Origin of the sequence: Nocardia amamiensis NBRC 102102 (assembly GCF_001612745.1) — a bacterium.
In the GTDB taxonomy this organism is placed as follows: Bacteria; Actinomycetota; Actinomycetes; order Mycobacteriales; family Mycobacteriaceae; genus Nocardia; species Nocardia amamiensis.
Map to the genome: position 1 here is coordinate 60,129 of NZ_BDBA01000002.1, position 26,265 is coordinate 86,393.

Here is a 26,265-nt window from a genome sequence, read left to right on the forward strand (position 1 = left end):
GCGCAGCGCGCGTACCGAAAACGACGGGTCTGGTCACCGGTCTGACCGGACCACGGAGTTTGCTATGCAATCCCCGGCGCCACTAGGCGGGCAGCGGAGGCGACGCCGGGAACACCACCGGCAGAGCGGTCAATGCGCGGTGAAACGGACCCGGCCGCCAGGCCAGCTCGCTCGGTGGCACCGCGAGGCGAATCTCCGGCAATGCGTCGAGCAGCTGGTCGATGGCATCCTGGGCGATCAGGTAAGCCAGCGAATCCGCCGGACACGCGTGCGGCCCGCCCCCGAAGGACAGATGGGCGCGATTGCCCGCGTACTGGTCTGTGCTGATCGCCGGGTCGGTGTTGCAGGCGGCGATGCTGATCACGACCGGCTGGTGGGCGGGCAGCCAGACGTCCTCGATCAGGATCGGCTGCTTCGGGAAGCTGAAACAGAAGTTCGCCATCGGCGGGTCGTTGAACAACACCTCGTCGAGGGCATCGCGGGTCGAGAGGCTCCCGCCGAGCACAACGCCGCCGAACCGCTCGTCGGTGAGGATCAGCAGCAGGGTGTTGACGATCAGATTCTGCTGCGGTTCGATGCCCGCGCCGTACAGCGTGCCCAACTGGTGCACGATTTCCGTATCGCTCTGCGAGGCCGGGTGCTGGAGCATCCGGGTGGTCACGTCGTCGCCGGGTTCGGCGCGCTTGAGCAGGGTCAGCTCCAGCAGCGCATCGATGAGCATCTTGTTTCCGCGCTCTGCGTCGATGCCCTCGAAGATTGCGGCCATACCGCTCGCGGCGCGCTGCGCAATCCCGGCCGGGCAACCGAGCAAAGCGTTCAGCACCGCGAAGGAGAGCGGAAACGCGTACTGGCGAACCACATCCGCGGACCCGTCCGCACAGAACGAGTTGATCAACGGGATCGCAATCTCCGCCACGGTGTCGTGCAGGCGGTACTGATCGACCTTGCCGAGACCCGCGACATTGATCTGCCGGTAGCGGGCGTGCTCCGCGCTGGCATTCCGCAGCGCGTTCGGCCGCCACTCCATCATCGGCAGCACCGGGCAGTCGGGCGGAATGCCCTGCTGCCAGGTGCGCGGATCGGCCGGAAAATGATCCGGGTCGTTCAGGATCCGCACCGCGGTGTAATACCCGATCACCAAGGTCGCGGGCACGCCCGGCGCCAACTCGACCGGCACGAACGACCCGTACCGTTCGCGCATCTCGCGATAGGCACCGTGTGGATCGGTCGCGAACTCCGGTGCGTACAGCGGAATTCGCGGACCGTCGTTATCGATCGGCGAACCGTGCGGTGCACGGCCGGATGAGCTGTGCATTGGGGACGAAGACATCGTCATCGGGAAAACTCCAGGCGGTCGAACAACAAGCCCAGTGAGCCTAAGCAGCTTGCGGAGCGTACGCACCGCAAACGAGGGGTCAGGTCGCCGGACCGGACCGGACACGGAATTTGCTATAGAATTGCTGGATATTCGAGTCGTGTGCCTGATCGAAGGCTGATCGCACCCATTGTGCCGGGTGCGGCGATCGCGCGGCGGTGCCGCGCAGAACTCCAACACGAGGGCGGCTTTCATGACAGACGTCGACTATTGCGTCATCGGTGCCGGATTCGCCGGATTGACGGCCGCGCTGCGGCTGAGACAGACCGGCCGATCGGTGGTCGTGCTGGAAGCGCGCGACCGGCTCGGTGGGCGGACGTTCACCGAAGTGCGTCCGGACGGGTCCTGGATCGATCGCGGCGGCGCGTGGATCGGGCCGGGACAGGACCGGATCCAGGCCCTGATGAACGAGTTCGGGGTACCGAGTTACAAGCAGTACACCGACGGTGAGGCCTTGATGGTGGTGGACGGCAAGCAGCACCGCTACACGGGCACGATCCCGTGGACCATGAGCCCGTGGGCGGCGATGAACCTCGGCGCGGTCTTGCTCGAGCTGGGTCACCTGTGCAAGTCGGTCCCGCTGGAGGCTCCGTGGGCCGCGAAGAAGGCCGACAAGTGGGATCAGGTCAGTCTGGCGCATTGGCTGGATGGCAACGTCCTGTCCAAACCCGCCCACGAACTCCTGGAGACCGCCATCGCCGGCTGCTACACCTCGGCCGCCGCGGAGGTGTCGATGCTCTTCGTGCTCTACCAGATGGCCTCCGGTGGCGGGCCGGGCTTCGTCCTCGGCGTCAAAGACGGCGCGCAGGACGCCCGCCCGGTCGGCGGCATGGGCGCCATCTACCGGCCCATGGCCGCCGAGATCGGCGAGTCGATCCGCCTCGCCCAGCCGGTCCGGCGCATCGAGCAGGATCCCGACGGGGTGACGGTTCGCACCGATCAGGTGAGCGTGCGCGCACGCCGGGCGATCGTGGCCGTGCCCTTGGCGGTCGCGAGCCAGATTCGCTACGAACCGATGTTGCCGGTCGATCGCTCGTTCCTCCACCAGCGGATGCCGAGCGGCTCGATCATCAAGATTTCCGTCGTGTACGACGAACCGTTCTGGCGCAACGACGGGTTGTCGGGCCAATCCGTCTCGCCAGGATCACCCGCGACCATCACGATCGACGCCTGCACGGACACCGGGCGCCCCGGAGTCCTGTGCGTCATCATCGAGGGACCCATCGCACGTCAGGTCGGACAACTCGACGCGGCCGAAAGAAAGAAGGCGATACTCGGCGAACTCGGCGATCGATTCGGCGAAAAGGCGAGATCCCCTATCGACTACATCGAGCAGAACTGGAGCGCCGACCGCTACTCCGGTGGCGGCATGCTCAGCCACGCACCGACCGGCGTGCTCACCCAATTCGGCCACGCCCTCCGCGAACCCTGCGGCCGGATCCATTGGGCCGGAACGGAAAGCTCCGCGGCCATGTGCGGTTGGATCGACGGAGCCATCCGCTCGGGCGAACGGGCAGCGAGCGAAGTGCTGGAACACGAAACCGCGGCGGTGGGTTGACGGTCCGCTCGCAGTGCGTATGGGCACCATGGGTCCATGCTGCTTGCGGACGTGGATGCGGTTCGGCGCGTGCTCATCGTCGCTGATCGAGGACGACCACGGTCCCGCTCTGGCGCGAACAGTGGCGCGCGGGCTGGTCAGCTATCTGCATCGTCCGGCCGATCAGGCGCAGATCAGCATGTTCCTGGCCGGTGTTCGGTCACGGTCGATGCCACCACCGATGAGGTCGGGGATCGGTCAGGCGGGATGAGTGCCTGCTTCCGGACCGATTTCCGCGAGGTTGCCGGAAAGAATTCGGCCGCTCCGAGCGTTGTCCTGATCAGGAGCTTCGTATTCGAGCGTGGGCGAACCAGCGATGTTCGGCTTCTACGATTCCGGTTACGTACTGGCCCGGCTGCTCTTCGAGCGGCTGCTCGGCCTGGTGTATCTCATCGCGTTTCTGTCGACCTTGGCCCAATTCCGGGCACTGTGCGGCGAGCGAGGCTTGCTGCCCGCGCCGCGGTATCTGCGGGCGGCGGGGTTCCGGCGGTCGCCCAGCCTGCTCCACCTCCACTACTCCGACCGGCTGGCCGCCGCTCTGGCCGCGCTCGGTGTGGTGCTGTCCGGCGCGGTGGTGCTCGGCCTGACCGACATGGTGCCGCTGCCGGTGGCGATGGCGGTGTGGGCGACGCTGTGGGTGCTGTACCTGTCGTTCGTCAATGCCGGGCAGACTTTCTACGGCTTCGTCTGGGAGATGCTGCTGTTGGAGGCAGGCTTCCTGGCGATCTTCCTCGGAAACGCGGACACGGCCCCGCCGATCGCGGTGGTGCTGCTCCTACGCTGGCTGTTGGTGCGGCTCGAGGTGGGCGCGGGCCTGATCAAGATCCGCAATGATCCGGCGTGGCGGGATCGCACCGCGCTCTACTACCACCATGAGACCCAGCCGATCCCGAACCGGTTCAGCTGGTACTTCCACCATCTGCCCAAGCCGATCCATCGGCTGGAGGTGCTGGGCAACCATGTCGCGCAGTTGGTCGTGCCGTTCGGGCTGCTGTGCCCTCAGCCGATCGCGTCGGTGTCCGCCGGGATCATCATCGTGACGCAGCTGTGGCTGACGGTCAGCGGGAACTTCGCGTGGCTGAACCTGCTCACGATCGCACTGGCCACGCTGGCGCTCGACGGCCGGTTCCTCGCGGCGCTGGTTCCTGTCGAGCCGGCGCCGGCGCCGGATGGACCGCTGTGGTTCACGATCATGGTGACGATTATGACGCTGGCGATGGTGGTGCTCAGTTGGGCGCCGGTCCGCAATATGGCGTCACGGCACCAGGTGATGAACGCCGCCTTCAACCGGCTGTATCTGGGCAACACCTACGGCTTGTTCGGACAGATCACCCGCACGCGACTCGAACTGGTCATCGAAGGCACCGACGAGCAGCCCGAACCGGACACGACCTGGAAGGCGTACGAATTCCGGGCCAAGCCCGGCACCCTCACCCGCCGCCCGAGGCAGGTGGCCCCTTATCACCTGCGGCTGGACTGGCTGATGTGGTTCGCGGCCATGTCACCGCGGTATGCGGAATCCTGGCTGCTGACGATGGTGGTCCAACTGCTGCAAGGCGAAACCGCAATATCGCGTCTGCTGGCGACGAATCCCTTCCCTGAGCGACCGCCGAAGTACGTGCGGATCCTGCTCTACGTCTACCGCTTCACCACGCGCGAGGAACGCCGCCGTACGGGGGCTTGGTGGACCCGCCGCTGCGTCGGTGAATACCTGCCGCCTGCCACGCTGCGCGGAACCCCGGACACCGACCACGCCGCCCCGCCGCCTGACGCCGAACCGGAGGTGTCGAGTCCGGCCGACCGACCTTCCCGGACAGCCGAATGAGGCAGCGGGTGTCCGTGTTGTCCGCCGTGGACACGTTATGCGATGTCGGGTCGTGACCGGTCAGGGGTCAGGCCAAGGATGGGCAGGACGGCGTGGTCCACGATCTGGATCAGTTCGTCGTCGCTCGGAGGTGCGCCGAATTGCAGTTGGTGGATGTTGACGACGCCGACAGCGACTTGGATCGGGAGGAGGGTGACGGCGCCCGGTGAGATCTCACCGCGAATGGCTGCGCGGTGCAGAGATTCCAGCATGCTGCGCTGGCGTGGTTCGATGATCTGCTCGAACACCGCTCGGACGAGGGCGGGATGGCGGTGCGCTTCGGTGAGGAGTCCGGCGATCGCGATTCCGGTGGGGCTCGCGGCCAGAGCCGAGGTGTTGCGCAGCATCTGAAGGAAATCCTCGCGGATACTGCCACTGTAGGGCGCGTCCTGGATCGGAGGCAGATATCCGCGGATCGTGTCGAGGACGAGTTCTTCCTTGCTCGGCCAGTAGCGGTACACGGAGGTTTTGCTGATGCGGGCACGGGCGGCCACACCATCGATGGTCAGCCCACCGTACCCGCTGTCGACCAGCGCTGCGATCACGGCTTCAAAGACCGCCATGCGCAGAGCTTCCTTGTTGCGGCGGCGAGTGCCTTCCGGTGCTCCGGCTGTCACCGCTCCTGTCCTCCTCTGTGTGTCGCCACGTCGTTGTCGACGAGTCCTGTGTATATCGTGCCTCGAAGAACGCCACCGACCCGCGGGTGGTCAGCCGGTAATCGACGAACCGGAGGGCGAGTTCTGTCTCGATGTCTTCGATCGTGTCCTCGGTGTTGGAGAACAATCCCGTGCGGTTGAACCAGCCCGACATCATGCGCGCGGCCGGAGTGTGTCGAGCCTGGCGGCCCAGGATCGTGCTGCCGAAGATCCGGCACCCGGGCGCGGCGACGGCGGCGGCGTGATCGAAAACTACCGCTTTGGTGGCGAAATTGCCCGGCACGCAATGAAAGAGAAAATTCGCGCCGACGGACTCGAAGAGTGGTGGCTCGATGCCGAACGGGCGCAATACGTCAAGCCGATAGGTTTCGGGCCGGTGGGATGCCAGCCGGTACGCACAGTGCGTGAGCACGGAAGGATTAAGGTCGGCAAGCACCAGCCGCGTCGACAGGCCCGGCCGCAACGAGCGGCGCAGGAAATACCCGGTCCCAGGGCCGAGTTCGAGATGCCGCGCGCTCACGTTCCGCTCGTAGATTTCCCGCATGTGGCTACGCGGAGCGCGCCAGACGAATCGGCAGACGAGGCCGAGCACGAGGGTGTCGTAGCAAGCGAGCAGCGCCGGGTTGTACGTGCGCGCTCCGCGTTCGACTGCCGCTGCGGTGGGCGGGAAGATATCGGGGGTGTCCATTGTCGTCCTCTTCCTCAGGTCAGGATCGCAACTGAGGGAACAGGCGAAATGCGTTGTGCCGGTTGATATCTAGTCTATGACCGATCGTCAGTGCGGAGTCGGCATCGAGGGCGGATGCGGCCGCGGCGACGAGATCGGTGTTGGCGGCGGGCCAGTCGCTGCCATAGAGGATGCGCGCCGGGTCGGTAACGGCCAGCAGCGTCGGGGTGGAGGCGGGCGACATCGGCGCTGCCGTGTCGTAGTAGAAGCGGCGCAGATAGTCCTCGACCCGCTCGGGCTCGACCGCGGGAACCAGATAGCCGCCGCTGGAGCCGAACCGGCTGGTGATGTAAGGCAGGAAACCGCCGCCGTGCGGCAGGATGAACGACAGGTTCGGAAAACGATCCAGCGTGCGGTGCACCGTCATGTTGACGGCGGCGCGCGTGATGTCGAGCGGATAGTCACACAGGAAGCTCGGAACGCCGGGCAGCGCTGGGGCGAGTGGTGAGCTGCCCGGCAGCTCGGTGGGGTGCAGGTTGATCACCGTGGGGCCGCTGTCGAGTTCGGCGAGCAACGAGTCGAATACCGGATCGCCGAGGTAGACCCCGGTGGAGTTGTGGGTCATGGCGTTCATGCCGACAGCTCCGGCGTCGCGTCCATATCGGGCCGACCATGAGGCCAGCTCGAGGTCGTCCAGCGGCAGAGGTGCGAAGAAGGCGAACCGGCCCGGCGCTCGAGCGACCACGTCGACCATGGCTGCGTAGGCCACGATCAGGCTCTCCCGGTGCTGGCCGGTGTCCGCATAGCGCGGTACTGGTGTCGCGGCCGTCACCACGGCCGTCTCGATGCCCGCCGAATCCATTGCCCGCAGCGCGGAATCGAGGTCCCACCGCGTCCACCATGGCAATACCCCACGGATCACCAATCCCCGCGCCTCCGCCCAATCCAGCCACTGCGGCGGCGTGAAGTGATGGTGGACATCCACCCGCCGGTCACCAGAGTCGTCCTCGCCGCGATCGCGTGCCATCACATCGGCACCGGTCGCACCGAATCCGCAAGCCACCACCTCGGCAATGGCGGCACTGATGCTCAACGCCCGGCGTCGCGACACCGATCCCATCACTCAACTCCCTCTGGTCGGTATTGCACTCGCAAGGTACGTTACCGTATCTAAATCGACCATAGAATCGTGGAGTCGAGATACTTGTTAGTTCACATATGGGTTCCCTGATGAGCAAGCCTGCGGTGTTGGGGGTTTTCCGGCTGCGGGCCACTCCGGCGGACGCGGGTCGCCACTGCAATGGGCACCGCCGGGCGCGCCGTGGTGTTCGCGGGCGCGATCGTCAGCACCGCTATACCGGCAATGCGGTTGTGACAACGGTTTCTCGACGGCCTCGCCATCGCCGCCACATCATGGTTGCCTCTCCATGCCGTCGCCATCGCCCTGCTGCCCGCCCTCCTCGGCGTCTACAACACCCGGATCCTCACCCGCGACAGCCGCGGGACAACGGCAAACCACACTGCTTCACTCGCGGCGACCGAGCGGCACGATATGTGCAGCGGTGGCATGTACAGTTCGGATTCAGCGCCACCCTCGTCCTCGGGAATCTATATGTCGATCCCAGGACAGCTGCGTCAGTGTGCGCGCAGCGCGTCGAGGACCATCGGACGCGCCGTCGCGAGCGCTTGCTGCCAGTAGGGCCAGGTGTGCGTCCCGTTGACGAAGTCGATGCGCGCGGCGATGCCCAGCGCCGCGACTCGATCACGGAACATCTGGGCGGCGGCCATCGTCATCGCCTCCAGGCTCATCGCGTTCACCGTGTTGCCGGCCCCGTACGGCACGTCGAGCGGACCAGGCGCGCCATTACCCGTCGAGACGTATATCGGCAGTCCGCGCAACAATTCGGCCTGCACGGTGGCATCGTTCCGATTCCAGGCGGGATCACCGGCCGTGCCCCACATGTCGTCCACATTGAAGTTGCCCTCGTCCCACATGGCAGCGCGCATCGCCTCATTCCAGAGCGGGAACGTCGGGTGCACGAATCCCGAGAAGGATCCGGCGAACTTGAACTGGTCGCGATGGTGCCCGGCCAGCGTCAGAGCGGCGTTGCCTCCCATGGAGGCCCCGACGATGGCGTTGTTGGTTCGCGACACGCCGTACCCTGCCAGGAAGTTGGGCAGCTCTCTGGTGAGGAAGGTCTCCCACTTGTACGTCGTCGCTTGGCGGTTCGTACCACTCGGCCGGTACCAGTCGGTGTAGAAGCTCGAGCGACCACCGACCGGGAACACCAACGTGACGTTGTCCCTTGCGAACTGGCGCAGCACGTCGGTATCACTCGTCCACTGGTTGTGATCACCCGGCGCACGCAGACCATCTAGCACGTAGAGGGCCGCACTCCCACCCCGGGCCGCCCACTGCACCTGCACTGTGATCGGCCCCATGCTGGAGGGCACCGAGAGCTCCTGGTAACCACCTGCTGGTGCCCGCAATACCGGCGCGGCGATCGGTGCGGCGCTGGCTACCGCCCCACCGATGCCCGACACCAGCGCAGCTGTTGCAATGACAGCACCGGTCTTCCTCAACCAACCACGCACCCGCTGGTTCCCAGATAGCGCTGCCGCAGCCACCCCGCACACCTCCTACTTCCCCGGTAATTCACCGAAGAGACACGAATTCGGTTGTCGCTCAGGTCAGACTACTTCCTGCGAGTCCGCGACCCCCGCCCACCATCGGGAAGGCCAGTTGGCGGCCGCATGCCACCATGGGTGACTGTCGGCAGGGACAGCGCCGAGGAATCGTTGGAGCCATTGATGCTGGAGACGAGCACCAGTTCTACTGGAGCGCAGGCAGATAGTGCGGAACCGGTGGATTACCGGTGGACGACGACCGTAGCCGACGCTGCCGGGCAGCAACGACCGGCCTTGCGCGGCGAGGGCCGGTTCGACGCCGAGGACGCCTACACCGCGGGTGCCCACCGCAGCCACACCGCCGTGGCTGCGGCGGTGTTCGCCGACGTATGTGACGAGGTGGTCGAGTACCACCGAGACGCGGTGCTGGACGCCCGCGTCGACGGCCAGCCCGACCCCGTTCCGCCCGTCCTGGTCACCACCACCGTTTTCGACGCTCACGACAATGCCGTGGCGATCCTGACCGGCCGCCTGCTCCATCGGCCGGTCACGGAGGACGAGGTCGCCGACGCCGCGGTCCTACTGGGCCAGATAGCCGTGGACGACGCACGTCTCCGCATCGAACGCGTTCGCCACCCCGACGACGGCAACAACAGCCACCCCGACCCGCTCCCGCCCCCTCCCGGCCTCGACGTGGAACACCGCCCGGACACCGTCAGCGACGGTGCTGGTGCTGGTGTCGACGAGAACCTGCGAGAGCGGCTGTGGGCGCTGCGGGCCGCCGCCGCGGAGCTGCGGGCCGAGGTATACGACCCCGAGTACTGCCGGCACCAACTCGGCACCATGGAGGCCGCCCCCGCCGCCACCCACACCCTGCCTTCGGCGACACCGCCGGGCACCGAAGAACGGCCCGCCGAGCCCTTGATCGATTGGCAGGCTCGGGTGGACCGTTGGCGGCGGCTGCTCGAGATCTCCACCGAGGCATACCTGGACGCCGCCGGACTCGACGCCACCGCCGAACACATCCGCCGCGGACGGCATTTCCGGTCCCACCCCTAGCACCGATCCATGCTCAGGGCGCTGACTCGCCCTTCACGCGACCTTTGTCGCCGAGAGGATGGCCGGCACGGGAATGACGTCCGGCGGAAGGTCGGCGGAGCCCCTGGTCATCGCCTTGGTGACATCGAACCCACATTCCTCGAGCCAACTTCGGTACGTGGACAGCTTCTGCGGGCCGCCCTGGCCCATCGTGCAGCCGAGGAAGAAGGCCGGGAAGAAGTCGGCGTTGTAATTGTCCGAATCTTTGATGTTCTCAGGGTAGACGGGCACCATGATGTGGACCTGACCACCGACCTCCAGCGAGCTGTTGACACCCTCGAGGATCTCGAGCACATCGTCCTTGTCGAACATATCCAAGAAATGCTTGATGAGTATGGTGTCGAAGCCCTTCGGGACGCCATCGAAAACGTCACCGCCGATGAACGAACAGTGTTCGTCCACTCCATGAGTCCGGAAGTTCTCCAGGCACTCACTTTCCTTCTCGGGCAGGTCGAAAGTGGTCACCCGAAGCCCGGGCGAGGTCTTCAGCCGGTAGGCGTGAATCGCCCCGACGCCAGTGTTTCCAGCCAGGTCGAGTACCTGCGCGCCGGATGGTATGTCTACGTTTTCGAAGAACCAGGGATCGATACGGGCGGTGACGGCGTCCATCAACGTTGCCCAGGACTCGCGCAGATCCTCGTGCTCGGCCACGGCACCGTACAACGTTCCGTCTGATCCATAGAGCTCTTTCAGGCCGACGAGCGTTCCGCTCCGCACGCTGTCGGCGAGATAGTACAACTGCCTCAGCGTGACAACCTTGATCATGTTCATGTAGGTGAGCGCTCGCTGCAGATCGGCCTCGGCGACGCCCGCAAGTGCATCGAGGGAGTAGGCGCCCGAACCTTCGTCGTGCGCAACGAAACCCTCCTTGACCAGAAGATGCAGAAGTTGTTCGACCGCATCCGGTTTGGCGCCGACGGCTTCGCCGAGCTCGGCCGCGGTGATCCCCGGGCTGTCTCGGAGACTATCGATAATGCCGAGCTCGAAGCAGGACAACAGGGTCATAAACCGAGTCGGTCCCACCATGTATTCGCGAAATCGAGCGAGTGTTTGTTCCGGTGTCATTGTGGCGATCCTCATTTCAGTTGGTAGTGGGCTGTTCCCCGAACCGACGCGCCAGCGCAATTCGCTGCACCTTCAGCGTGGCGGTTCGAGGTAGCTCTGCCTGCGGTATCTGGATCGGGTCGGCCAGCTGAGGGAAATCGGCGACGGCCTTGCGCCAGCGACCCTGGTCCACCGGCCGGTCGTCGTGCGTGCAGATCACCGGGACCGCCTCGGACTTCCGCCCTCGCACAACGACGAGTTCGCTCAACTCTTCCAGCCTGCTCAACAAGACATCCTCGACCTCGAGAGCACTGCGCACGCCCGGGATCATGTCTACCTCCCGGTCGAACAGGTGCAGGCACCCACGCCGGGTGCGGTATCCGACGTCCCCGGTCCGCCACCAGTCGCCGAATCGGTTCGCGTCGTACCGATCCTGCTCGGCAAGATAGGTTTTCGCGAGGCCATCCCACGCAACCTCGATGAAGCCGGGGTTCGTCTCGGACGGCCGTGAGCCGTCCCGGCTCACCACCCGGACCTTCGCGCAGCCTGGCATTGCCCAACCAACGCACCGCCCCTCCACTCGGTGAGCGGTCTTGCGGAAATAGGCTCGCCCGACTGCTGGCCCAACCTCGCTCTGCCCGTAGATCTGGAAGTACAGCGCCCCTCGGCGCTCGGACGAATTGACGAGGCGACTCATCGTTCTGGGATGGATCGCGTCGAATGTGCTGCTGAAGTACTTCACCGATGCGAATGGCTTACGCGGGTCCTCGGTGAGGCATTCCCAGTCCATCAACGAATTGGGTAGAGCCTCGATGAATCCTGGCCGGTGCTCGACAAAGAACGCGGCGACCTGGTCAGGATCGGACTCCTTCATGAGCAGGACCGGCAGCTCTTTGAGCAGCGCCAGAGCCATCGCTGCGAACATCCGCGAATGGACGAAGGAGATGTGGATCGCGACGGTCTCGCGCTTCCTCATCAGCGACAGCAACCGCCATTGCGGCGCGAGCCGGGCGGCCATGCTCCGTGGAGTATGCACGACCAGCTTGGGCAGGCCGGTCGTGCCGGATGTGTGGGTGATCAGCGCGGGCTCGTCCTGCGGCCGGGACACCGGCTCGACTCGGGGAGCCCCGGCGAGTCCGGCGAGCGATACGGCACCCGGCCTGTCTCCGGACACGGTGATCACCGGCTGCGCGAGGTCCATCACCGGCACGTCGGCAAGTGCGTCGAGCTTGTGCAGGTCGGTGAGCAGGGCCGGCTGGTCCAGTCGGCGCAGCAGGGCACCGACGGTGACGCCATCGATGGCGGGCGACAGCATCACCGGAACCGCTCCGATGCGTGCGGCAGCGGTCGCGAGCACCCACACATCGAAGTTGGCGGCCTTGTGGATCGCGATGTGCCGGCCTGGTCGAATCCCGGCCGACCAGAGCCGGCCCGCGAGGTCGTCCACGTGGTCGGCGAGCTCGGCCACAGTCAGTCGCCGCCCCGCCTCGGGAAGGACATCGAGATCGTGATCAAGCGTGAGCGGCGTCGAACTCTTCCGCGCAGCAGCCGTTTCCGGCACTGTGCCGAGAAACAGACCTCGCCGGCGTATCGATCGCCAGATCGTGAAACCGTTCATTCGACATATCTCCTCGTCGATGTGCCGCCAACCCGTTCAGGCGGCGGCACGTCCAGTCTTGAGTGCCGCCGCGATGTCGACGACGCGGCGGGCTTGGTGATGCGCCGCTCGCAGGGTCGCCTCGCTGGGTGAGCCACCGAAGGCCGCGTGGGAGGTGCCGTACGGATTGCCCGTCTCGAACTGGACGGGATCGGTGTAACCGGGAGGCACAATGATGCCACCCCAGTGATAGAACACGTTCCCCAGCGCCAGCAGCGTGGACTCCTGCCCGCCATGGGCGGTGCCGCTGGAGGTGAAGGCCGAGCACACCTTGTTGGCGATTGTGCCCTGCCGCCACAGCGCACCCGCGCCCTCGATGAACTTCGTGAGCGCGCTCGCCGGCGTGCCGAAGCGGGTCGGGGTACCGAACAACACCGCGTCCGCCCACCCGAGGTCGTCGATGGTCGCCTCGGCGACATCGGCGGTGTCCTGGATGTGTTTGCCCCAGGCAGGGTTTGCCTCGATTGCCGCCGACGTTGCCGGCTCGGCGACCTTGCGCAGTCGCACGCGGGCTCCGGCCTTCTCCGCGCCCTCGGCAGCGGCTCGCGCCAGGCCGTATACGTTGCCGGTGGCGCTGTAATAGATGATTGCGGCATTCACAGGTTCCATGAGGGTTTCCTTTCTTCGTGGGTTGCGAGCTGTTACAAGTACGCTCGCGCGATCTGGATGAACAGGCGGGCGTACTCACCTTCGAAGTCGAATGACCGCTCCAGCAGAGGGTTTCGGCGACCGGCGGCAAGCAGCGCCCAGCTCTGCAGCGACCCCGACACCAGTTCCGAAGCGTCGCTCTTGCCCAGTGAATGGACCCGCCCGGAATCTTCGTCGACCAGAATCAGCCGCACGTCCGGCCACCGCTCGACCGTGACGCGCGCCTTCGCCAGCGCGTATCGCACGGAATACAAGGACAATTCGGCGACACAAATCGCGCCCTCGACCGACCCGCTTCCGCTCGTTCCCAGCGCCGTCCGGATATCGCTGTGATGGGTCCAGTACTCCATGATGCGGCCCATCACCAGATGCGTCGCCTGCATACCGAACCCCCAACGCACGCGCTCGGTTCCGATGCAATCAGATAGCGCGGCCACGCACGACTGCGATGCCGCCACCGACCACTCGCGAAGTTCGGCCAGCGTCATATCCTTGCCTCGATCGCAGCCCGCTCTGGTGAAAGCCTCAGGAGTCGGGAACTCGTGGACCACGCGAGCGAACGCACGCGGCCCCTCGCGCACGGTGTCGGCTGCAACTTCATCCGTATCCGCAAGGTGGGCGACCTGATCGCGCACAGTCCAGCCGGGACATCGGGTTTCCACGCCCAGATCGTGATATCCCAGCTCCGCGCACGTGTCTTGGAAGAGCTGGACCTCGCGACGCAGAACATCCAAGCGCTGCCGATGCGGAATCAACGCCGTACCTTACCGGCGTCACCGTCCACGGTGACCCGCTCCAGGGAGCCCAGCTTCTGTGTGCCTGTTTCCGTGCCTGTCACACAGGGAATTCCGAGCTCCCGCGCGATGATCGCCGCATGGCTCAGCACACCGCCGATATCGGTGACGATCGCCGACGCCTCGGTCATGAGCGGCACCCAGTCGATCGACGTGAAGCGAACGACGAGAATATCGCCGTGCTCCCAGGCCTCATCCTCCGGCGACAGCATCACCCGCGGCCGTCCGGTGCTGACTCCCCCGGCTGCCGCGAATCCACTCACCACGACATCGCCCTTGGCATCGCCGGATACGCCCACCGGAATCCGAGCCGTCACAGGCCGGCACTGCAACCAGACCAGCTGCCCGGCGTGCACACAGAACTCCAGATCGCACGCCGCACCGACGGCCTGCTCCACAAGCAGACAACGAGCACCGACCTGGTGCCCCTCCGCATGAAGTGGATTGCCGCTCGCGGGTTCTCCCGTCCGCCAAACCTCCCGGTAGGGCGTGACGGTCCCCGCGACGACAGCATCGGTCCCCGACGACGACCATTCCAGAACTCCGCCACCCGCACCGTCGCCGATCCACACCCCGGCCAGCGCGGCATCCAGGAAAGGCTGCAGTACAACCGGTATCGGCCCAGGATCGACGACGTGATATCCAGCTCGCAGCCGCGGGTTCGTCCCTGAAGCACGAACGCGAGCCACCGCCGCGGGCACGGCGGTCGGTTCGACAGCCAACTCCGACGAGAACAACCCGGCGAAGGACCGCCGTTTACCGTCCTCACCGGCGCCGGACGAACGAACCGCCCACCGAGCCACGTCCGGGTCGAGCCCGGCACCATCGATCGCCTCCACTGCGACGGACGGCGACACGAACCACGTCGGCGGAGTCGCAAACCCCGAGCGTCGCAGCCGAACCAGCCCCGCCGCCTTGCCTCCGAATTCCGCCGCGATCTCGGCGAGCGGCAGCGACGATTCGGCGATCGTATCGATTGCGCGAATCTCGTTCACTTCGATTCCTGTCAGTAGCCATCCGCGTCCGTGCGCACGCGGCCGTTCAGTTGCAGCAATTCGGCGTGCAGCTCCATCCAGACCGAGTGGAACGATTCGGCCCGAATCCCCGACAGCGCCGATGGATTACCGCCTTCGGCGCGTTCGACCAGCTTCGTCAGCCGTTGCCGATACGTCTCCAACAGCCGTGCGACATCGCCGTCGCCGTCCGCGGGGAAGGCGAGAGCGACTACCGCGCTGCGCAATTGGGCGGCCACCTCGCGCACGAGTTCCTCGCTGCGATTGGCCTGCCAGTTCGAGATAGCCGCCTTCACGATCTCGTTGGTGCTCAGGAAATGGCGATCGAATTCCTCGACCAAATCCAGATCCGCTCGCGGCGCCCGGTCCCGCCACTGGTGTACGGCCGCGTCGTCGGCGGCAACACCGTCGGCCGTAACGATGAAATTCCCCCGCACCGACCGCACATACCCGGCCTTGCGGAACCCATCGACCAGCGCCCGGGCATCGTCGTCCGGCACACCGACCAGATCGGCCAGTTCTTCGACGCTCACCCCGGACCGGAAGCGAATGACGTGCAACGCCTCGGCCACCTTCGTATCGAACATTCTCGACTCCTACGCCACACGGCCGGTGCGCAATTCATTGATCAGGTCGATCAGCTGCTGGACCTTTTCGACGCCCACGATCCTCGGGTTGTCGATCAGGCGCACCCCGAATCGGCTCTCCAGCAGGCACATCATTTCGATGCTCGCGACAGAATCGATACCGAGATCCTTCGCGAACGAATCGTCGGGCCGCAGATCCCGCGCGATGTTGGTCGCCGTGGCAAACGCCTCAGCGATATCCGCGACACTCACCTTGGTTTCACTCATGATTCTTCACCTTTCCTGTCCCGCCGTTGATGGCGATGACGGCTCCGGACGGGATACTGTCGATATCCGCACCGACGACGCAGGGTATGCCGTATTCCCGGCACAAAATGGCCAGATGCGACATCGCGCTGCCCCGCCGGCTGACCACCCCCGAGGCAAATCTCAGCAGCGGAACGACATCCGCGTCGGCGGCCTCGCAGACGATGATGAATTCCTCGTCAGGGACGTCTTCCTCCGGCCGAACCGCGATTCCGCTCGCGCTGCCGCCCGAGACACCGCGCGGCTGCACCCGCACTGCGGCCGCGATCGGCTCGACAATCGCACCGTCGGGCAGGATCTCGATATTCTCCGGCAGGACCACGGCAAGGGCTTCCTCGCACAGCGTGACCCGGTCCTGCACGATTTCGCGCAGGTCGCCACGCGGCGCGTTCACCAGCTCCTGCACGGTGAGGAACGGCCACAGATCGTCCGGAATCGACTGCGCCGCCGCCAAAGCCGGACCGAGCGTGCGGAAGACGTGCAGCACCCGGATCACTATCGATTTCGAATGCTCGCGACACGCCATCGTCTCGGCGACGGTCTTCGTGACACCCGCGATCACCCGATATCGAACGCCCTTGTACATCCCGGCAATCGCATCCGCCGGTGCCAGAAACGATTCGAACGCCTCGGTGCCGTCGGACTCGACCTGAAGCCGGTGGGAATACTTCGCCCACAGTGGGTGTCGATGCGCGACCTCGTAGAACGGATGATTCAGGAAGTCGGCGGAGTTCAGGTCACCGGTGGTGGTCAGCCGGTGCAGCCGCTTCCACACCAGTTCGTCGGGCCGGGTCAGCAATGCGACGATGTCCTCCGGCTCGTCGCAGACCCGCTTCAGGATCTTTTCCTGATATCTGGTCAACGGCACCAGTGCCGTAGTCGACAGAATATGCTCGTACCAGCACGATTTCAGCAGCGATATCGCCTCGCTCGCCAGCAATCGTACGTCGAATCCCGCCTCGCAGGCCCGCGCCTCGAGCTCGAAGAGGCACTCCTCGAGATTGCGGATGCGGACGACCGCCAGCGCGACCTCCCGCGCAATCGTCACGACGCCCTTCGCCTTGATCAGTGGATTCTCGGCCAGAGCGTCGTACGGTTCCGGTGCGGGCACGCCCTCGAAATACGCCTGGCCGACATCGTCCGCCTCGATTCCCGGTACCGAGGCCGCGATCTGTCCATAGGCCGAATAATTGTGGTAAGGGCGGCATTTGATGTATCCGAGGAAGGTGAAGAATTCCCCCGATATCCACGCCCGCTCACCCCACATCTTGGTCGTCATCCGACGGGTCGCCGCCTCCATCGGCGGGCCGACGAGCGACCAGGAGAACGGGGACAACCGTTCGGGGGCAACCTCGCCGAAGTTTCCGGCGGAGTAGGTGCGGAACACCGGATGCGGATCGGTGTCGAGCGGGCCGACCACGCCGAGCCTCTTGGGTTCACGCATGGGTATACCTCGCCTCGATCGGGGCGGGCCACACCTGGCCCGCCATGGCGGCACTCATGGCCTGGATGTAGTCCTTGCGACAGCGCGCGGCCCCCGCGTTTGGCAGGTCCGCACCGCAAGAGACCTCGATCCAGGGGTGCGCGTAGTCGGCGAGGTTGGGGGCGGTCCCGATGCGGCGCATGGCCATTCGCAACAACCACTCGGCGCGTTTCACATCCGCCTTCAGAATGCGGGGATACTTGCCGAACGGGCGACAGACCCGGCTCAGGATCTCGAGCAGGCTCGGATTCTCCGGATCGAACCAGGTGATGGTGCGGCCGTGCGCTGTCCACTCCACCATGTCAGCGACCAGCTCCGCGGCACCGAGCACGTCGCCGACATAGCAGGGATAGCGACCGCCGTCTGTGATCGGGAGCGGATAGCCGGCCAACACCAGCGGAAAGATCGCGGGCAGGCCGTCGCTGGTGGACGGCACCGTGCGGTCGTATCCCAGACCGAGCAGCGGCCCGAACCGCACGATGTTGTGCTGCGTATTCGAATGCCGCACACGATGTTCGGCCACATATTTGCCGTATTCATACCAGTTTCGGAAACGCTGCCCGACGTAGAGCTGGTCGCTGGTCACCGGTTTGTCCGGCTCGCCGAGGGCCAGGATCGAGGACACGTGCACGATTCGCGGCGGCCGCTTCGCGGACTCCACCAGCCGTAGCAGGGCCGCGATGCCCCGATCGTGAATCTGCAGGCTTTCGGTGCTGGTCGCCTGCCACGAAACGCTACCGGCGGCAAAGACACACACGTCACTTTCGGTGATCACCGCGCGCGTATTCTCGTCCATTCCGAGGCCCGGCGCGGTGAGATCACACCGCCGGTGCTCCCAGGTTCCCATCCCCGGATTGCGGGACAGCGCGACAACCTGGTGTCCGCGGGAGTCGCACCGCTCGGCGACGAGTTCGCCGAGATAGCCACTGCCGCCGAAGACAGCCACTTTCATGCTTCGAACCTCACAAGCGAACGATGTTTCGGTGAGACGATCGACTCGCGAGCGGGATGCAGGCCGAAAGTCAGCCGTGCCGCTGTTTCCAGCGAGATCGACGGTGCCACTGCCGATTTGTCGAGCGCGCTGAGCACCGTGAGCAGGTTGACCCGGTCGAACGAGCGGTCCAGGCCGATGTATCGCAGCCCGATCAGCGTGTTCTGCCATTTGGCGCTCAGGCGGCCGAAGCGCTCGCCGAGGGCCGACACGTTGACGACGTGGTCGCGGCCGGCCGCAACTATGCGCACCCACTTGCCGAAGGCGTGCTGGTCGATCATGCGGGCCGCCTCCACCAGGGCACGCAGCGCGGGCGCCTGAGCGCCGTTGGTGATGTGCACGATCTCGACATCCGAAACTGACTGTGTTGCAAGGCCGTCCGCAAGGGCGATCAGCACCTTTGCCGCGGTGTCACGCGGCACGCAGTCCACGCGCGCGTTCTTCATCGCGGGCAGCAGCCCCAACGGGAGGTCGTTCCAGCGCTCAGACAACAGGTACAGCGAGTTCTTGTACAGGGTCTCACCCGTCCGCGAGTCGCCGAGCAGGGCAGGCAGACGGGCCAGCAACAGTGGCACGCCCAGCTCGGCCGCCCGGCGCAGCACGGCTTGTTCGCCCATCCACTTGAAATGCTCGTATCGCGTACGATCACCACCGGCGCCGAGCCGGGTCTCGGGCACGACGCCCACCGCCGACCCGGCCACATACGCCGTCGAGGTCTGCAGGTACGGCACCGGGCGGCCGGAGATTTCAGCGAGCCGCGCGGCGAATCCGACCCCGTACACCGCACCGACAACGTTGCTCACCTGCAGCGACTCCGCAGTGCCCTGCCAATCCGTGCTCCCAGCGCAGTTGACGACACAGGTCACCTTCTCGGCAAGCCGCTCGAGCGCTGCGCGGTCGAGTCCCCAGTCGCGTGCGGTGATGTCGCCATCGACCAATTCGATATCCCGCGAATGGGATTCGATCCGCCGCCGCAGCCGAGTGGTCCCGGTCGAACGGCGCACGAGACCGACCGTCTGCGCCGGAACGTGGTCGACCAGCGCGTGCCCGAGTTGTCCGCTGAGGCCGGCCACGAGGATGGTCATGACACCCTCACGTCGGAGTCGTAGCGATCCTCGCCCCGCAGGCCGCCGGCGACCATCTCCAGCATCATCTCGTCGCTGCCCCCGCCGAGCCGGGCCAGGCGGGCGTCGCGCCACAGCCTGCTCAGCGGGGTCTCGTCCTCGAGATAGCCCGAGCCGCCGAAGACATGCATGCAGTCGCTCATGACTCGCTCACCGAGCCGGGCGGTTGTCACCTTGAGCCCCGCGACATCGCGTGCGCCACAACCGCTTCCGGCGGCCAGCCGCTCCCCCGCCGCGTAGACCGCGAACTCCGCCATCCGCACCTGGGCCGCCAGCTCGGCCAGCCGCAACCGCAACGCCTGGTGATCGATCAGCGGCGTGCCGAACTGCCGGCGTCTGCGCGCATGCGACACCGCCAATCCCAGGGTGTAATTGCAGCCGCCGACCAGCTGGGCGACGACGGACAGCCGCTCGTGCATCAACGCCCACGAAGCCACCGCCAGTCCGCCGCCGATCCGGCCGAGGATCGCCTCGTCACCCACCTCCGCATCGATTCGGACCCACGACGTGTCCAGGCAGGCGGTGCCCGCCTTGGTATGCCGCTTCATCGTGGTGATCGCGGCCGACGGCACGGTCACCGTCGTCAGCAAGGGCGGCCGGTTCTCCTCGACCACGTACTTGCCGAGCACGACTGCGAAGTCGCACACCTCGCCCAACGACAAGTACTTCTTCTCGCCGCGCACCCTGATGCGACCGTCGCCGAGTGGCGTGATCAGGGTTTCGATCCCGAGCAGATCGGATCCGCCCACGGGCTCCGACGCGCCGAACGCGCCGATCGTCGTGCCGTCGAGCACGCCGTTCAACAGCCGCTCGTGCTCGGCGTTCGCGCCGAATCGCCGCAGCGCCGAGGCACAGGTTTCCAATTGCAGGCTCAGGCCCACCGAGATACCGAACAGGCCCTGGTACGCAACGCGCTCGGCGATCAGCAGTCCCAGGATTGGATCGCCGACCGTCGACTCCTGCGGCCACCGCTGCCGGAAAAGGCCCTCCGCCGCCAGCTCCTCGACGAGTCCGCGCGGGAAGATGCCTGATCGCTCCGCCTCGGCGCCGTAGCGATCGACGGCAGCGCCGATGATCTTGTCCAGGCGCGCCCGCTCGGAGTCGCCGACGGTCCCCGCATACCTCATATCCGTCCCCCGGCCGCAGTCGTCACCGTGGCGCCCGCCTGGTGGCGCCGCCATATCTCGCGACGTCGAGGTTTCCCGCTTGTTGTCATCGGCAGATCATTCGGCTTCAGTTGCAGCCATTCCACTTTCGTTGTATCGCTGAGGATTCCGGACAGAATGCGCTGAATTTCGGCACGCTCTGCCGGTTCGAGGGCGAACTCCGTCGCGATAATGACGGCGGGCCCTTCGATCGAGTTCGAACCCACGACGCATGATCGGCGAAACAGGCTGGGCTGCAACACATCGACCAGCTGTCCCTCGAGATCCTCCATGTGGACCGCCTCGCCGCGGACCTTGATCGAATCACCGATTCGGCCCACCACGTAGAGCTCAGTGTTGTAGACGAATCCGCTGTCGCCGGTACGCAGCCAGTCGCCCACCCGGTCGGTATCGATCACGCCGTTCTCGGTCGAATAGCTCCGCGCCACCGATGCGCCCCGCACCCAGATCTCGCCAACGACACATTCGGGCAGCTCCTGCTGATCCTCGTCACGGATCGACAGCTCCAGCCCTCGCAGCGGCATGCCGCAGCTGACCATCCATCCGGACCGAATCGATTGGGTGCCATCGATTTCGGTCTCATTCAGGATCGCGACACGTCGTCCGAATGGCGCGATGGTCTGCCCGAGGTCGACCGCCAACGCGCGCTGTCCCGGCCGCACCCCGGTCACTGCGAGCGTACCCTCGGCCAGCCCGTAGGCCGGCGTGAGTGCGGTGAACTTGAAGCCGCCCGGCTGCAGCAGCGCGCCGAACTGCGAGAGCGTATCCAGTTGCACACGCTCGGCCCCGCTGATCACCGAACGAATAGCCGAAAAATCGCAGTCCTGCACTTCCTGCGGCTGGACCCGCCGTACGACCCATTCGAACCCGAAGTTGGGCATGACCATGACCTCGTACCGCTTGTGCCCGTACTCGCGCAGCCAGATGAGCGGGTCGCGCACGAAGTCGCCGGGCGACATCAGCTTCGCTTCGGCCTGCGTCGTGACCGGCGTCAGCATGCCGCCGATCAGGCCCATGTCGTGATACAGCGGAAGCCAGGACACACCGAACTGATCGCCGAAGCCCGCCCATTCGCGAATCATCGCCAGATTCGCCTCGATGTTTTCGCGAGTAATGCACAGCCCCTTCGGATTTCCGCGCGATCCCGAGGTGAATTGCATGATCACGGGACCGTCGTGGTACTGCTGGCCCGACTCGACGCACGAACTCCATCCCAACTCGAGGGGACGCACCTTCCGACCGGAGGAATCGAAAGCGGCGGTGAGGGTTTCGCGATAGCGCTGCTCGGATGCGAAGTGCCGCACGCCGCTGATTCCGGCGATGCCCGCAACGAAGGGCGCGTATCCGCTCGTCCCCGACAGCGCCTTCGGTCCTGGCAGTACCGTCGGCACCGCACCCATCCAGATCAGCCCGAAGAAGCTCAGGATGAAATCCGCGCTCTGCCCGAGCACGATCGGCACGACTTCGCCCGGCCGCACCCCCGCCTCGCGGAATTCGGTGGCCTTGCTGCGGACACCGGCGGCCAGCTCAGCGTAGCTGTGCCGCTGCCACTGCGCGTCGCGCCAAAAGCTCAATCCGCGGTCTGGTGCGGGATGGTCGATCCATGCTGTCAGAGTCATTTGTCCCTCCGATTCGGTAGTGCTGATACTCAGACCGGGGACCAGGCCGGCTGCGAAAACGAAGAGACCGAGGGTTGCCGACAGGCAATCCTCGGTCTCGGTGTGGCTTGCGGAGGTTCCGCCTGCCGAGTGGCTCAGTCCGTCCGAGCAAGCTCGCGAGGAGGTTCCTCCTCGGCGAGCGGTGACTTCTCCGGCCGCTGAGCAAGAGCGCTCGGCCACCAGATCGTCGGACCGATGTCCAGGTTCAGTGCCGTCACGAGGATCGAGCGCACGATCAGCGCGTCGAGCAGCAAGCCGACGGCCACGAGTACGCCGATCTCGGCCATGAACACAATGGACAACGTTGCGAGCACTGCGAATGTACCGGCCAGCACCAGGCCGGCCGAGGTGATCACATTTCCGGTCGAGGCCAGCGCGATCAGCGCCGCGCGGCGTGTTCCGTGGTGCGATGCTTCTTCGCGCACCCTGGACATCAGGAAGATGTTGTAGTCGACGCCGAGTGCGACGAGGAAGACGAAGCCGAGCAGCGGCAGTGAGGGATCGGCGCCGTTGAATCCGAACAACTCGAACAGCCACCGGCTCAGACCGAGCGCCGCGAAGAACGACAGCACGACCGTTGCCATCAGCAAGACGGGCGCCAGCACCGCGCGCAGCAGGAGCATCAAGATCAACATGATCATGACGAGCACCAACGGCACGATCACCTTGTTGTCTCGCACCTGGGCACGCTCGGTATCGAGCGTGACGGCCGTATTTCCACCGACCTTCGCTTCGGCACCGTCGATCGCATGCACCGCAGCACGGGTGCGGTCGACCGTGTCCTCCGCGGCCTTACTGTCGGGAGGATCGGCGAGTGTGCCTTCGATGTAGAACTGCCCGTCCTTCACCACCGGACTTTTGACGGGTCCGATGCGATCGACGCTCGTCAATGCGGACTGGACTGCCGCCACGTGGTCGGCAGAGCCGACGATGAAGAACGGGTTGCCGGCGCCGATGTCGAAGTGCCGACCGAGAATCTCCTCGCCGGCCACTGCGTCGGCATCGCCGACGAACGAGTCCCTGGTCGCGATTCCGTCCGCTGTGAAGCCGATCACTCCGGCTGCCGCCACGAGCAGTACCGCGACTGTGCCGATCCATACTGCCCGCGGCCGAGTCGCGACCGCGTTGCCGATGCGTTTCCAGATCCCGGTTTCGCTCGGTTCGATGGATCCAACCGCAGGGTGACGTGGCCAGAAGACCCCTCGACCAGCAATCACCAGCAGCGCGGGCAGCAATGTGATCATCACGGCGAACGAGACCACAACGCCGATAGCGCAAACCGGTCCCAGCCCTTTGGTCGAGTTCATGTCGGCGGCGAGGAAAGCGAGCATCCCCACCACGACCGTCGCCGCGCTTGCCATGATCGCTGGAGCGGCCCGCTGCAGCGCGATCGCCATCGCCTCATGGCGGTCCTCATGCCGTCGCAGTTCCTCGCGATAGCGCGCCACCAGCAGCAACGCATAGTCCGTGCCCGCGCCGAATACGAGCACCATCAGCGCAGACGCACCCATCGCGGTGACCGTCACGTCAGCCTTGGTCGCCAAGTACACGGCGCCTTGCGCGACCACCAAGCCGAATATCGCTGCGATGAGCGGCAACAACCACAGCACGGGACCGTAACTGATCAACAGGACAACGATGACGACAGCGGCCGCTGCCAAGACCAGGACACCGTCGATAGCACCGAACGCCCAGCCGTAGCCCGCCGCATACCCGACGGGGCCCGTGATGTGGAACGCAAGGCCGTCGGTCCGAGGAGGCAATTGCTCCTTGAGCTCGTCCACGATTTTCGCGATGTCCGGCCAGGCACCGCCGGCCGTGTGTATCGGAAGCAAGACCTGTAGCGCCTGTCCATCCTTCGATGGCACCGGCCCGACAACCTTTTCCGCGATGACGTGCTCGCTCTTCCCGAGCGCTGCGACGTCGGCCTCGGCTGCCGACACGTCGGCGGGTGTGATGCCGCTCGGACGTTCGTAGACGAGGACGGCGGACGATTCGTCCGCATCGAGGAACTTTTGCGAGGCTTCGAAGGCGCGGGTTGATTCCGCGCTGCCGGGCAACCACTCGACCGCGTCGTTCGTCTGGGCGCCTTTCAACTCGGAAGCCAATCCGCCGATGGCGACCAGCGCGATGATCCATGCGATAACAACGACCCACTTGGACCTTCTGCCAGTGGGGATTTGCGCGAGTCGGCCAAGGGCACCGGTCGCGTCGAACGTCGAAAGACTCATCGATTCCTCCGTCGTGAACTACAGCGGATCGCGTCCGATCACCGACATCACAAAGCGTGACATACGCATTCGGTGCCTGTCACGCCGTCTGTCAGGACGCGGGCTCTCGCCTTTGATGGGAGTGCAGTGTCGGGTTACGGTGGTGGTCAGGCGGCGAAGGAAGAAGGGCCGAAGCGACCCTCCTTCCCGGCTAGCCGACCAGGTAACGCTGGATAGTTGGCGCGATGACGCCGAGGATCTCATCGGGCGCTGCCGAGGCAATCGGCTCCACCTGCACAATGTAGCGCAGCATGATCACGCCCATCACCTGCGACACTGCCGCGTTGAGGTGCAGCGGCGGCACCCCGAGCAGCTTCGCCGTTTCCTCGATGGTCTTGGGCGGATCCGCCATCTTCCCGACCGCCTGCGCAAACACCGTAGAGGACATGAACTCTCGCATCTGCGTCGCACCCGCGTCGCTGGTGAACGCGGCTCGATACCGCTCGAGGAGCGCCGGCCGCACCTGGGGATCGTCCCAGAACTGCAGGAAGGTACGGATGAGGTTCTCGCCCAACTGCTTTCGTTCCCCGTTGTCCGACCCGACCGCGGCCGCGGCCAGCGCCTCCCCGTATGCGGTCAGGGCGTCCGGCCCTTCCCTATCGGCTCCTGTGGACATTTTCCCTCCATCTATCAGCCCCGCCCGAGCAGGGACTCGGTAATTCAAAGGTCATCATGATGATCGAAAAGTAACTGTGCCGACTTGCGCTATGCGCTGTCCTCGATAGCGTCGAACACTTCCAATTTCCGCCACGTCGGATGCGGCTCCTGAAAATACCAGCCGAGTTTGTAATTCTCGCCACTGGATGAGACTACGCCACCGTAAACAATGATCCGCTTGCCGGCGTACGAGTACGGCGCATCCTTCAGAAATCGGCTGACCACCGGCCCGGCCGGTGTCGGAAGTGGTATCGGCTCCGGAGTTACGGCCGAAAAGCATATCCGCTGGACCTCCGGAGTATCCCAGCTGAAGGTCGGATATATCGAGAAGGATTTTTGGACGAACTCCATCATTTGCTCACTCGGTTCCGGAAGCCCGAGTTCACGAAGCATCGATGAGACCGTCTCCGGCTGCAGAATGCCGTCGGGCAGCCCGCCGAAGTACACATTGATCGTCCTGGCCCGGTAGTCGATCGCGAGCATCGAGACGTTCTCATCCAGGCCGTAGCCCGCGAGAACCTCGGCATTCGCGGCCAAACCGGGTGGGATGGACGGCAGGCCGGACAGCGTGGCAAGTGCCTGCCAATTATCCAGCGGAAACCCGACATAGGATTTCCGGAAACCGCGAATTACTCCACAGTCGACACCGTAAGCGGTGATTGCACATCGATCTCGGATTTCCGAGAGCAGCGTCGCGGCGGGATGGCCGGTCTCCGCAATGAATCCGTTCAACACCGCAAGGTCGTATGGATCGACATCGCTCGGGGGCACGCTGAAGGTAATTTCGATCTCACCGCTGCGTGGCTCGTCTGCGTCAATGCCGAGGACGACCATGGATTCCGCGAGTACGTCTCGGTACGCGGCAAGAACCGGCGAAACCTTGTCGGATGAGCAGGCCACACCCAGTGACCGAGCCGTTTCCTCGACGACCGACAAGATCTCAGCCGCTCTGTCGGTATCAGGCATTTTGCCTCCAAGGGTT

Annotated in this window: 23 protein-coding genes; 3 read left to right on the forward strand and 20 right to left on the reverse strand. The window is 65.2% G+C overall.

Annotated features, from left to right (window positions below):
* Window positions 1–82: 82 nt before the first annotated feature.
* A complete protein-coding gene (locus NA4_RS00545) occupies window positions 83–1,336 on the reverse strand; it encodes a cytochrome P450 (RefSeq protein WP_067462109.1) in 1,254 nt (417 codons plus the stop codon).
* A gap of 232 nt (window positions 1,337–1,568) precedes the next feature.
* On the opposite strand from NA4_RS00545, the gene NA4_RS00550 reads away from it, so the two are divergent.
* Both NA4_RS00550 and NA4_RS00560 read left to right on the forward strand, forming a co-directional pair.
* Entirely contained in the window at window positions 1,569–2,933 is a 1,365-nt protein-coding gene (locus NA4_RS00550; protein ID WP_067462265.1) for a flavin monoamine oxidase family protein, read from the forward strand.
* Between the two features lie 355 nt (window positions 2,934–3,288).
* Complete coding sequence (locus NA4_RS00560; protein WP_067462116.1) at window positions 3,289–4,797, forward strand: lipase maturation factor family protein; 1,509 nt, start codon at window positions 3,289–3,291, stop codon at window positions 4,795–4,797.
* Between the two features lie 35 nt (window positions 4,798–4,832).
* On the opposite strand, the gene NA4_RS00565 is transcribed toward NA4_RS00560, so the two are convergent.
* The 4 genes from NA4_RS00565 to NA4_RS00580 all read right to left on the reverse strand — a co-directional run bounded on the left by NA4_RS00565 (window position 4,833) and on the right by NA4_RS00580 (window position 8,706).
* The gene (locus NA4_RS00565; protein ID WP_067462119.1) at window positions 4,833–5,399 is read right to left on the reverse strand and encodes a TetR/AcrR family transcriptional regulator; all 567 of its coding nucleotides are present in this window, start codon (window positions 5,397–5,399) and stop codon (window positions 4,833–4,835) included.
* Window positions 5,386–6,084: a class I SAM-dependent methyltransferase gene (locus NA4_RS00570; protein WP_157128723.1), complete on the reverse strand. Its 699-nt coding sequence runs from the start codon at window positions 6,082–6,084 to the stop codon at window positions 5,386–5,388. The genes NA4_RS00565 and NA4_RS00570 overlap by 14 nt, the downstream gene beginning before the upstream one ends.
* Before the next feature lie 115 nt (window positions 6,085–6,199).
* Window positions 6,200–7,279, reverse strand: coding sequence for an amidohydrolase family protein (locus tag NA4_RS00575; RefSeq protein ID WP_218022222.1), 1,080 nt, complete (start codon window positions 7,277–7,279; stop codon window positions 6,200–6,202).
* Window positions 7,280–7,794: 515 nt separating this feature from the next.
* On the reverse strand, window positions 7,795–8,706 hold the full coding sequence (locus NA4_RS00580) for an alpha/beta hydrolase (protein WP_373862746.1): 912 nt from the start codon (window positions 8,704–8,706) through the stop codon (window positions 7,795–7,797).
* Between the two features lie 219 nt (window positions 8,707–8,925).
* Between NA4_RS00580 and NA4_RS00585 the strand changes: the two genes are divergently transcribed.
* Window positions 8,926–9,846: a hypothetical protein gene (locus NA4_RS00585; protein WP_067462125.1), complete on the forward strand. Its 921-nt coding sequence runs from the start codon at window positions 8,926–8,928 to the stop codon at window positions 9,844–9,846.
* A 33-nt stretch (window positions 9,847–9,879) separates the two neighbouring features.
* On the opposite strand, the gene NA4_RS00590 is transcribed toward NA4_RS00585, so the two are convergent.
* From NA4_RS00590 to NA4_RS00660, 15 genes are all read right to left on the reverse strand, one after another.
* Window positions 9,880–11,010: a methyltransferase gene (locus tag NA4_RS00590; RefSeq protein WP_218022223.1), complete on the reverse strand. Its 1,131-nt coding sequence runs from the start codon at window positions 11,008–11,010 to the stop codon at window positions 9,880–9,882.
* Complete coding sequence (locus tag NA4_RS00595) at window positions 10,967–12,547, reverse strand: class I adenylate-forming enzyme family protein (protein WP_067462128.1); 1,581 nt, start codon at window positions 12,545–12,547, stop codon at window positions 10,967–10,969. Before NA4_RS00595 ends, NA4_RS00590 begins: the two co-directional genes overlap by 44 nt.
* 36 nt (window positions 12,548–12,583) lie before the next feature.
* On the reverse strand, window positions 12,584–13,195 hold the full coding sequence (gene wrbA, locus NA4_RS00600) for an NAD(P)H:quinone oxidoreductase (protein WP_067462131.1): 612 nt from the start codon (window positions 13,193–13,195) through the stop codon (window positions 12,584–12,586).
* A 32-nt stretch (window positions 13,196–13,227) separates the two neighbouring features.
* Entirely contained in the window at window positions 13,228–13,989 is a 762-nt protein-coding gene (locus NA4_RS00605; RefSeq protein WP_084496648.1) for a maleylpyruvate isomerase family mycothiol-dependent enzyme, read from the reverse strand.
* A complete protein-coding gene (locus NA4_RS00610; protein WP_067462137.1) occupies window positions 13,986–15,023 on the reverse strand; it encodes a PEP-utilizing enzyme in 1,038 nt (345 codons plus the stop codon). Before NA4_RS00610 ends, NA4_RS00605 begins: the two co-directional genes overlap by 4 nt.
* Before the next feature lie 11 nt (window positions 15,024–15,034).
* Complete coding sequence (locus tag NA4_RS00615) at window positions 15,035–15,628, reverse strand: hypothetical protein (protein WP_067462140.1); 594 nt, start codon at window positions 15,626–15,628, stop codon at window positions 15,035–15,037.
* A 9-nt stretch (window positions 15,629–15,637) separates the two neighbouring features.
* Entirely contained in the window at window positions 15,638–15,895 is a 258-nt protein-coding gene (locus NA4_RS00620; protein WP_067462143.1) for an acyl carrier protein, read from the reverse strand.
* Entirely contained in the window at window positions 15,888–17,378 is a 1,491-nt protein-coding gene (locus NA4_RS00625; protein ID WP_067462145.1) for a PEP-utilizing enzyme, read from the reverse strand. The genes NA4_RS00620 and NA4_RS00625 overlap by 8 nt, the downstream gene beginning before the upstream one ends.
* A complete protein-coding gene (locus tag NA4_RS00630) occupies window positions 17,371–18,369 on the reverse strand; it encodes an NAD-dependent epimerase/dehydratase family protein (RefSeq protein WP_067462149.1) in 999 nt (332 codons plus the stop codon). The genes NA4_RS00625 and NA4_RS00630 overlap by 8 nt, the downstream gene beginning before the upstream one ends.
* Complete coding sequence (locus NA4_RS00635; RefSeq protein ID WP_067462152.1) at window positions 18,366–19,493, reverse strand: SDR family oxidoreductase; 1,128 nt, start codon at window positions 19,491–19,493, stop codon at window positions 18,366–18,368. Before NA4_RS00635 ends, NA4_RS00630 begins: the two co-directional genes overlap by 4 nt.
* The gene (locus NA4_RS00640; protein WP_067462277.1) at window positions 19,490–20,659 is read right to left on the reverse strand and encodes an acyl-CoA dehydrogenase family protein; all 1,170 of its coding nucleotides are present in this window, start codon (window positions 20,657–20,659) and stop codon (window positions 19,490–19,492) included. The genes NA4_RS00635 and NA4_RS00640 overlap by 4 nt, the downstream gene beginning before the upstream one ends.
* Window positions 20,656–22,317 carry an AMP-binding protein gene (locus NA4_RS00645; protein WP_067462156.1) on the reverse strand — a complete coding sequence of 554 codons (1,662 nt, stop codon included), beginning with the start codon at window positions 22,315–22,317 and terminating at the stop codon, window positions 20,656–20,658. The genes NA4_RS00640 and NA4_RS00645 overlap by 4 nt, the downstream gene beginning before the upstream one ends.
* A gap of 134 nt (window positions 22,318–22,451) precedes the next feature.
* Window positions 22,452–24,587, reverse strand: coding sequence for an MMPL family transporter (locus NA4_RS00650; RefSeq protein ID WP_067462159.1), 2,136 nt, complete (start codon window positions 24,585–24,587; stop codon window positions 22,452–22,454).
* A 190-nt stretch (window positions 24,588–24,777) separates the two neighbouring features.
* Window positions 24,778–25,242: a TetR/AcrR family transcriptional regulator gene (locus NA4_RS00655; protein WP_067462163.1), complete on the reverse strand. Its 465-nt coding sequence runs from the start codon at window positions 25,240–25,242 to the stop codon at window positions 24,778–24,780.
* A gap of 89 nt (window positions 25,243–25,331) precedes the next feature.
* A complete protein-coding gene (locus NA4_RS00660; protein WP_084496655.1) occupies window positions 25,332–26,249 on the reverse strand; it encodes an aromatic prenyltransferase in 918 nt (305 codons plus the stop codon).
* Between the last annotated feature and the right edge of the window lie 16 nt (window positions 26,250–26,265).

Bases quoted from the DNA above. Each gene is read 5' to 3' on its own strand.
- NA4_RS00575 (WP_218022222.1), bottom strand. From the start codon at position 7,279: ATGGGATCGGTGTCGCGACGCCGGGCGTTGAGCATCAGTGCCGCCATT.
- wrbA (WP_067462131.1), bottom strand. From the start codon at position 13,195: ATGGAACCTGTGAATGCCGCAATCATCTATTACAGCGCCACCGGCAAC.
- NA4_RS00560 (WP_067462116.1), top strand. From the start codon at position 3,289: ATGTTCGGCTTCTACGATTCCGGTTACGTACTGGCCCGGCTGCTCTTC.
- NA4_RS00615 (WP_067462140.1), bottom strand. From the start codon at position 15,628: ATGTTCGATACGAAGGTGGCCGAGGCGTTGCACGTCATTCGCTTCCGG.
- NA4_RS00625 (WP_067462145.1), bottom strand. From the start codon at position 17,378: ATGCGTGAACCCAAGAGGCTCGGCGTGGTCGGCCCGCTCGACACCGAT.
- NA4_RS00640 (WP_067462277.1), bottom strand. From the start codon at position 20,659: ATGAGGTATGCGGGGACCGTCGGCGACTCCGAGCGGGCGCGCCTGGAC.
- NA4_RS00545 (WP_067462109.1), bottom strand. From the start codon at position 1,336: ATGACGATGTCTTCGTCCCCAATGCACAGCTCATCCGGCCGTGCACCG.
- NA4_RS00620 (WP_067462143.1), bottom strand. From the start codon at position 15,895: ATGAGTGAAACCAAGGTGAGTGTCGCGGATATCGCTGAGGCGTTTGCC.
- NA4_RS00635 (WP_067462152.1), bottom strand. From the start codon at position 19,493: ATGACCATCCTCGTGGCCGGCCTCAGCGGACAACTCGGGCACGCGCTG.
- NA4_RS00660 (WP_084496655.1), bottom strand. From the start codon at position 26,249: ATGCCTGATACCGACAGAGCGGCTGAGATCTTGTCGGTCGTCGAGGAA.
- NA4_RS00645 (WP_067462156.1), bottom strand. From the start codon at position 22,317: ATGACTCTGACAGCATGGATCGACCATCCCGCACCAGACCGCGGATTG.
- NA4_RS00630 (WP_067462149.1), bottom strand. From the start codon at position 18,369: ATGAAAGTGGCTGTCTTCGGCGGCAGTGGCTATCTCGGCGAACTCGTC.
- NA4_RS00650 (WP_067462159.1), bottom strand. From the start codon at position 24,587: ATGAGTCTTTCGACGTTCGACGCGACCGGTGCCCTTGGCCGACTCGCG.
- NA4_RS00550 (WP_067462265.1), top strand. From the start codon at position 1,569: ATGACAGACGTCGACTATTGCGTCATCGGTGCCGGATTCGCCGGATTG.
- NA4_RS00565 (WP_067462119.1), bottom strand. From the start codon at position 5,399: ATGGCGGTCTTTGAAGCCGTGATCGCAGCGCTGGTCGACAGCGGGTAC.
- NA4_RS00655 (WP_067462163.1), bottom strand. From the start codon at position 25,242: ATGTCCACAGGAGCCGATAGGGAAGGGCCGGACGCCCTGACCGCATAC.
- NA4_RS00595 (WP_067462128.1), bottom strand. From the start codon at position 12,547: ATGAACGGTTTCACGATCTGGCGATCGATACGCCGGCGAGGTCTGTTT.